The organism is Candidatus Micrarchaeota archaeon (assembly GCA_021163225.1).
Lineage (GTDB): Archaea > Micrarchaeota > Micrarchaeia > Anstonellales > JAGGXE01 > JAGGXE01.
In genome coordinates, this window is record JAGGXE010000047.1 from 1 (window position 1) to 7,439 (window position 7,439).

Consider the following 7,439-nt stretch of genomic DNA (forward strand, 5'->3'; position numbering starts at 1 on the left):
CAGCAGTGATCCTGATACGTATTCTAACGATGAGTATTACGGCGGCAGGTTCCATGATACGGTGGGTAACTATACACATGCGCACGACGTGCTCAGTGACGGTGTCGGACCGGTCCACAAAGGAGAATCGTGGAGATGCGTGATCTATGCGAACGACAGTCGTATCGTGACAAGATGGACTTCGCCGATAGTCCGCGTTGTCAACACACCTCCGACACCACCCGTGATCTGGCACAGGGATACGTTACACTCGTATGAAGAACTGTATTGGAACAAGTCGGTTGATGTAGACGGTGATCCGATAACCTATTACGTGTACGGACGTAGGACTGATGAAGACGAGTTCGCGTTGTTGACGGTGGTTACACCAAGCGACGGTGTTCGCGATACGTATGAGTACGACTGGAGTATCTCTGAGACCGGGTTGTATCAGTGGTACGTGGTTGCGACCGACGGCGAGGCCGAGACGCAGAGTATAGTGGCTGAGGATATAGACCTTCCAAACCCGCGACATATAGACGAGTTCATCTACATGATAGGTAAAGGTGAACAAACTGATAACGAGACCGGTACCGAAGAACCATCGCGTGAACCCGTCAAACCAATCAAACCCGTCAAACCTAAACCGATATCTATTAAACCAGAACCCATAGGTGTTAAACCAGAACCGGTGCCAGTCAAACCCGTAACCGAGCAACCTGTCTCTGTCCCTTCTAAACCCGTTAGGGTTGAAGTTGATCCTTTGGCACCAGTAGCGAACAAATCAGGATTTATAGTGAAACCAGAACCGGTCTTGCCTTATAAACCTGAACCGGCCAGTTCTACAGTATTGCGTCCTATCAACTCAGTCATGACAGATAAAAGTAAGTAGTGTGCCCCATAATCAATAAATTTTATTTTCTTTTTTCATCTTGATCTTGTTTTACGATTAAAATAAACTCCTCTTCAGACAGAATAGATAACTCTGGATAATATTCTTTTATTTTTGTTCTTTTGTTCAATATATCCTTGTCATTCGTTATAAAGTAATTCATCTTTTCTTTGATTGCTGTTTCTACATGTAGGATATCTCCCATGTTTTCCCTTCCGATGATTGCTTTAAGATTCTTCATGATTTGATCAGTGTCTTTCTCTGCCAATCTTCCAGGTAATCTTGTAGGACCATCTAGAATTAAAAGTCCCACTGTTTTGTCTAGTTTTTTGTTTTTATTCTCTAAGTTACTGACAGTATACAATTTGTACTCTTCAGTTGAAAGTTTTTGAAGTTCTTTGCTAAGTCTTTTCGTATTGACATTCTTGTCTATCAAAACCTTCTTCATATCATCCACCAAAGTTATCTCTTATGAAAATAAATAATTCTTATAGTATTTGAGGTGAGATCGGAATCGCCATATTTTTATACTACTATCAAAATTAACACAATGTATCCGAGCATCCCTACTAACTGATGTGCTGTGACCTTCTGACTGAGATAAGCGAAACTCTGGAGGTCTTCTATTAAGCGTAGAAGTCTCTAAGACTCATTTTATAATTTCTCCTGTCTCCAAGTACCATAGGTAAAGGTCAAGTTCGCCGAGTGATATATGATGTTGCGCAGCAATCTGTTCTAATATGTTTTCTATTTCAAAGTATTTCTTACGGGTCAATGTCCGCGGTCGAACTGCGAGCACGCGGTAGCGTGCGAGCAGGTCAATGATGTGGAAATCTATGATAGCAACATCTAAACATCCGATGTTCCTAAGAAAATGGCTTGCTTCTTTCAAACCTAACCCTTTCACATTTTTGGCCAGCCATTCTCTTTTCTCTTTACAATTCAAATCGGCGTCTCGAACGACACGTAGTATACTATCCAACCTTTCTCTGGCCTTTGCAATGTACCTTGCACGGGTGTTTGGAAACCTATGCCCCAACTCTTTCAATCGTTTCGCGATATCCTCCTCTGATAGATACATGATCTCTTTGTCTAGTGCATTTTGTATCCGTAATCCTCCCTTAGCAGTGTAATTGGCCGTGAGTATACAAAAGACAAGTTCTGAAAATATCTCTGAGTCATCCGATTTTCCCACTCTGACAAATTCCCTTATCCTGTTTTTTATGACTTTAGTAATCTTTGGGTTATTTAACAGGTTTTTGATTTCATGAGACAAGTCGCGAGGTACGTCTTCTTGATTTTGGCTCTGAGAGTTATGAATATGATTTTTATTCATCAACCCTCTCGGTAGTCTAATGCTCTGTCGCACGACAATCACCAACCAGCATTCGTTCCCTCACTATCGATCCCCACTATTGATCTCTTAATATCTGTCTCTCCTAAAGTTTCTAGTCTAACACGGTTCGTTTTTTTCTATTTTATTTTTTCGATGATGGTCGCAGGACATACACGGGTTACCCCTTCCATCCCTTCCAATCGTCTAACAAATCTTGACAGTTCTCTGTAATCTTTTAACCAAACGCGTATCAAAATCATGTGGTCTCCACTCGATGAATAAACTGAAATAACCTTGTCCATCTTTGTCAATCTTTCCAATGTATTCAGATAACTCTCAGGTGTTGTATCAAGCCCTATCAATGCATCCACATTGTAACCAAGGATTTTAGGATCAATTATTACAGTATATCCTATGATGACACCGTCTTCCTCTAACCTATGTATCTTTTTTCGTACCGCTGTTTCTGTCACACCAAACATCTTTGCGAGTTCGACATATTTGATCCTAGAATTTTTCATCAATTCTTTGATAAGTTTTATGTTTGATATTCGAACCATATTGTTTTTAATGTTAACTACATTTATATATCTATCGGAGAACCAAACTGGTTTCGGTAATTCGATCACATGGTTTTTGGGACGGTTTAGATGTAATACAAAAAATAAAACATGGAAATTTGTGGAGGTGAGAGTATGGAAGGGTTTGAAGAATATTATGGAGTACCGATGATCGGTGAAAAGTTTCCTGAGATAGAGGTACAGACTACGCATGGCAAAATTAAACTGCCTGAGCATTTTCAGGGAAAATGGTTTGTGTTGTTCAGTCATCCAGCCGATTTTACACCTGTTTGTACAACCGAGTTTGTAGCATTTCAAAAGAGGTATAATAAATTTAAAGAACTGAACTGTGAACTCATCGGATTGAGCATTGATCAGGTATTCAGCCATATCAAATGGAAGGAATGGATCAAAGAAAACCTTGATGTGGAGATAGAGTTCCCAATCATTGCTGATGATACAGGAACCGTTGCTGACCTCTTAGGACTTATCCATCCAGAGAAGGGAACAAACACGGTTCGTGGAGTGTTTGTAGTGGATGATAAAGGTGTCATACGCGCCATTCTGTATTATCCGCAAGAGCTAGGTAGAAATATCGATGAAATAGTGAGGATGGTTAAAGCATTACAAATCTCTGACAAGGAAAACGTTGCAATGCCTGCTAATTGGCCTAACAACGAGTTGATAGGCGATGAAGTAATAATCCCGCCGGCCAGTGACGAAGAAACTGCTAAGAAGAGAAAAGAAGAGTACGAATGTTATGACTGGTGGTTCTGTCATAAGAAACTATAACTCTTTTTCTTTTGTTTTCTGTTTGCCAAAAACGATATTCTTTATGCCTTTGTGAATAGTTCTCTACAAAATTAATCTGCAATCTCCAGAGTTACTGAATGATGTAAGAAGGAAAACAAGAAGTTGACCATCCCTGAGGAAACGGGTGGTAAACAGGTATAGGCAAGATTATGGATAGATAAATTTTCGGAGATTATGTATAGATGAGGAAACGTGGTATGTTCTTAATCTACTTACCCATCTATTTTTAAAAGGGCATATTCTAAATTGAATTGGTGATTAGAATGATGTCAGACATACCTAAGAATATAGAAAAACTGAAGGGTGAGGATAGAGATAAAGAGATCTTGAGAGTGGGTTTGATAGCGGAATTGGATGCGATTAACTTGTACGAACAGTTGGCTGCTATGTGTGATGATTTGAAGATAAAGAAGGTATTAATGGATATTGCTAAAGAAGAGAAAACTCATGTCGGTGAGTTTTTAGAATTGCTCCTGGAACGTGACAGAGAGCAGGTTGACCAACTTAATAAAGGTAAGGAGGAGGTTGAAGAGTTGACCGGTTGACCGTCCGTCTAATCACCGGGTATCATAGGGGTGCCGCATTTCGGACATCTCATATCACGGCACGGTATCCCGCGGGTGTGCGGTACTACCGTACCACACTTCGGACATCTACACGTCTGAGGACCACCGTATCCTCTCCCCCTACCTGCTCCTCTACCTAATCCTCTACCTGACCAACCCCGTCCACGACCGTAACCTCTACCGGTACCTGTCGGGCCTGTTCCGTCTCGGTTCGGCATGATCCAATCACCTCCTTCAACCCGTATCGCCTTACCGTTGAGTAAGGCATCGGTTATCTTCTTCTCAAAATTCTCTATCAGTCTGTGAACAGTCGGTTGTGACACGTTCATACGTTCTGCCGTCTCGGATTGAGATAACCCCTCCCCAGCCGTCAAACGTACCGCCTCAAGTTCGTCTAAGGTGATCACCACCTCTTCTAAGGATGCTAACGGTACACCTACCGGTTTATAGTACGTGATCTGCGGGATACCTTCAACACGCCTGACCCGTCGCGGTCTGACCATACATATCCCTCCCGTTTTCGGTCTCAAGGATATATCGGACAACTATCCCGTTGACCACAGAGATCACAATCATCACTATTGTCAGGATTACTGTGTACATCCAACCAAAGTAATAAATCATCATCGGTAAGAGATGTAATTTAATAGCCCGGTTATACAAGAAGATAGTTATCACATCATCTTTTAATCCGTGCTTTTTCGCTTCTTTGAGTATGGGGTACCAGATATAACCCGCACCCATTGAAAGTAATCCTGCAACTATCGCAATACACCAACCAGTTATACCTTTATACTTCTCCATAAGACCTACGAGTTTTTTAGGTGATACGAAGTAATCCATCAGTATCATGAGTAACCATATCAGGATGAGAATAGGGATCATCTTAGAGACCATAGATACAAAGTTATCAATAGCCTTATCCAAAACACCAACATAACGTCCTATCACTATAAAGATCAGTATTGAAACCAGTAAGAACAACCATCTATTATCCAAGTTCTTCATGCCGCTCCACCTTTTATTATAGAGAGGATAAACACCGTTACAACCGCCACAATAATAGTTGATATGAAAGCGAGGATGTTTCGTAGTATTGCAAACCGTTTGCCTAACATATTCATCTCATAGGGGAGTTGGATCACACCAACAGTAACCCATGCCACTATAAATGAAGTAACCGCGATCAGACTGATCCCACTTTTTAGGAGTTCGCCACCTATTATATAACTAGTCATAGGATTACCTATCGATATACTTCCCAGGATCGCACCGATAAAAGAATCAACGAGTTCATTACCGGTAAACACAGAGGAGTAATCAAACGTTGTAATACAGACAGATATCAAACTAACCAGTAGTAATATACCTGTTAAAAACGGGAGCATCTTGATGAGTTGTCTTGTTGCCTTCGTAATCGCTCTGTTGAATCTTGATCTATCCATGTTATCCCTCCTTTTCCTCTCTTTTATCTAAGGGAGGTTATCTTTTCTATTACCGGTCTGATGTATCCTTTGAACTCAGGATGGAGAAGCGTCAAAGGTGTCCGGTTAACCGCTGCCTCCACGACCTTCCTGTCATAGGGTATCTTGGTAAGGACGATACCTCTGTACTCATTCTGGATACGTTCGGTAAGAACAGGGTTGGCATCATGTTTGTTGATCACGATACCGTAAGGTATACCGAACTGTTCAACGATCTCTAACACACGTTCCATATCAACAAGTCCTGACGGGGTAGGTTCGGTCACAACTATTACGTAATCCGACCCGTTCACAGAGGCGATTACGGGACAACTTATCCCAGGAGCACCGTCCCGTATCACATACCTCGGTCGTATCCTACCGTCGCTTATCATCTGGTTTACCTTGTCCTTGAGTAGTGTAACTATCTTACCCGACCCCGATTCACCGATACGTAACTGACCCGTAACCAGTATCCCGTACTCCGTATCCAATACGCGGATCACTGCGTTCTTGACGGGTTTAATTTGTATGGCATCGGTCGGACATAATACCGTACACGCACCGCATCCCTCGCATGCGTACCTATCTATGACCGGTTGACCGTTAACCAGACGTAACGCGTTAAACCTGCACACATCACATCTGCCGCAGGACGTACATCTATCATAGTCCACAAACGCCTTCTCGGACGATTCGGCCTCGTACTCCTCCAATACGGTAGCACCTTGCCCCAGGAAGATGTGTAAATCGGCAGCGTCCACGTCGCAGTCCACTGAGACGATGTTATCCTTACCGAACCGTTCTGTCAGCATGTGTACTAGGGACGCGCTCAACGTTGATTTGCCTACCCCACCTTTTCCTGAGACGACCGTTATGTTCATCTATCCACCCGTTAACCTGTTTACGATATAGTTTATGCTCTCGTGTTCTATCGGTTCACCTCTCACATAACTCTCAAAGATCCGTTTATCGTAGGGGATACGACCGATGACGGGTACACCATGTTTGCTTACCACATCGTCCACCTCGGTTTCATCACCTATACCCGCCCTGTTGATCACAACCGACATGGGAACCTTGAGTTCGGTACCGAGTGTCAGTATAAGGTCAAGGTCGTGGGCACCGAGCGGTGTAGGTTCTGTGACGGCTATCGCGCGGTCCACGTGTCGTAACGAGGATATGACGTTACAATGTGTGCCGGGTGCGGTATCCACGATCACGTAGTCAAACCCTTCTCTAACATCCTCCATCACATCCATCAGTACGTTGACAACCGGTGATGCCTCCTCATAACCGGGTTTAAGCATACCCGTCAGTAATGTTAACCGGCCTGATGTGTTCGGGACGTCGTACCTATAGACATCCCCAACCCTCTCCGGTATCTCGGTTATAGCTTTTACCGGACACGCCAAGGAACACGCACCGCACCCTATACATTGGTCTGATAACAGTTGCGGTACCTGACCGGGTAGTTGGAAGAGTGCCGACTCGCGACAGGTTCTGACACAAACACCGCATTTAATACATTCATCCTCATTTATTACGGGTTTACCCACAGTTACTTCACGTGCGTGAACCATCTCGTTGATCTGGATACCCAATAACAGATGATCGTTCGGACATTCCACGTCCGCATCCACCAACAATACCTTATACCCATGTTTAACCAGAGCGTGAACAATCCCTACGGATAACGTTGATTTACCGACCCCTCCTTTACCACCTGTTACCCCGATGATCATGGTTATCACTTCACCTTGATAACGGTTGGGTTCTCCAACAACCGGGTTTCACCTTTCAGATAACTCTCCACCGCTCTCCCAACAG

At 43.2% G+C, this 7,439-nt stretch carries 11 protein-coding genes; 3 read left to right on the forward strand and 8 right to left on the reverse strand.

Translation table 11 applies throughout. The features are described from left to right. Positions 1-871: hypothetical protein (locus J7K41_03315; GenBank protein MCD6549709.1), on the forward strand; the 871-nt coding region annotated here is incomplete at its 5' end. 22 nt (positions 872-893) lie between these two features. On the opposite strand, the gene J7K41_03320 is transcribed toward J7K41_03315, so the two are convergent. From J7K41_03320 to J7K41_03330, 3 genes are all read right to left on the reverse strand, one after another. After that, on the reverse strand, positions 894-1,328 hold the full coding sequence (locus J7K41_03320) for a hypothetical protein (protein MCD6549710.1): 435 nt from the start codon (positions 1,326-1,328) through the stop codon (positions 894-896). A 192-nt stretch (positions 1,329-1,520) separates the two neighbouring features. Then, positions 1,521-2,207: an N-glycosylase/DNA lyase gene (locus J7K41_03325; protein ID MCD6549711.1), complete on the reverse strand. Its 687-nt coding sequence runs from the start codon at positions 2,205-2,207 to the stop codon at positions 1,521-1,523. Positions 2,208-2,344: 137 nt separating this feature from the next. Continuing rightward, a complete protein-coding gene (locus J7K41_03330) occupies positions 2,345-2,767 on the reverse strand; it encodes an Lrp/AsnC family transcriptional regulator (protein ID MCD6549712.1) in 423 nt (140 codons plus the stop codon). Positions 2,768-2,902: 135 nt separating this feature from the next. On the opposite strand from J7K41_03330, the gene J7K41_03335 reads away from it, so the two are divergent. Next, positions 2,903-3,559: a peroxiredoxin gene (locus J7K41_03335; GenBank protein ID MCD6549713.1), complete on the forward strand. Its 657-nt coding sequence runs from the start codon at positions 2,903-2,905 to the stop codon at positions 3,557-3,559. Between the two features lie 284 nt (positions 3,560-3,843). Next, positions 3,844-4,125 carry a rubrerythrin gene (locus tag J7K41_03340; protein ID MCD6549714.1) on the forward strand — a complete coding sequence of 94 codons (282 nt, stop codon included), beginning with the start codon at positions 3,844-3,846 and terminating at the stop codon, positions 4,123-4,125. An 8-nt stretch (positions 4,126-4,133) separates the two neighbouring features. Here J7K41_03340 and J7K41_03345 read toward each other — a convergent pair whose 3' ends face one another. The 5 genes from J7K41_03345 to J7K41_03365 all read right to left on the reverse strand — a co-directional run bounded on the left by J7K41_03345 (position 4,134) and on the right by J7K41_03365 (position 7,354). Continuing rightward, positions 4,134-4,649, reverse strand: a complete 516-nt coding sequence (locus J7K41_03345; protein MCD6549715.1) for a DUF134 domain-containing protein — start codon at positions 4,647-4,649, stop codon at positions 4,134-4,136. Beyond that, the gene (locus J7K41_03350) at positions 4,618-5,154 is read right to left on the reverse strand and encodes a hypothetical protein (protein ID MCD6549716.1); all 537 of its coding nucleotides are present in this window, start codon (positions 5,152-5,154) and stop codon (positions 4,618-4,620) included. Before J7K41_03350 ends, J7K41_03345 begins: the two co-directional genes overlap by 32 nt. Continuing rightward, positions 5,151-5,534 (reverse strand): hypothetical protein, encoded by a 384-nt coding sequence (locus J7K41_03355; GenBank protein ID MCD6549717.1) that lies wholly within the window; start codon positions 5,532-5,534, stop codon positions 5,151-5,153. Before J7K41_03355 ends, J7K41_03350 begins: the two co-directional genes overlap by 4 nt. Before the next feature lie 80 nt (positions 5,535-5,614). Further along, complete coding sequence (locus J7K41_03360) at positions 5,615-6,493, reverse strand: ATP-binding protein (protein ID MCD6549718.1); 879 nt, start codon at positions 6,491-6,493, stop codon at positions 5,615-5,617. Continuing rightward, a complete protein-coding gene (locus J7K41_03365) occupies positions 6,494-7,354 on the reverse strand; it encodes an ATP-binding protein (protein MCD6549719.1) in 861 nt (286 codons plus the stop codon). It abuts the gene before it with no gap. Positions 7,355-7,439: the final 85 nt, after the last annotated feature.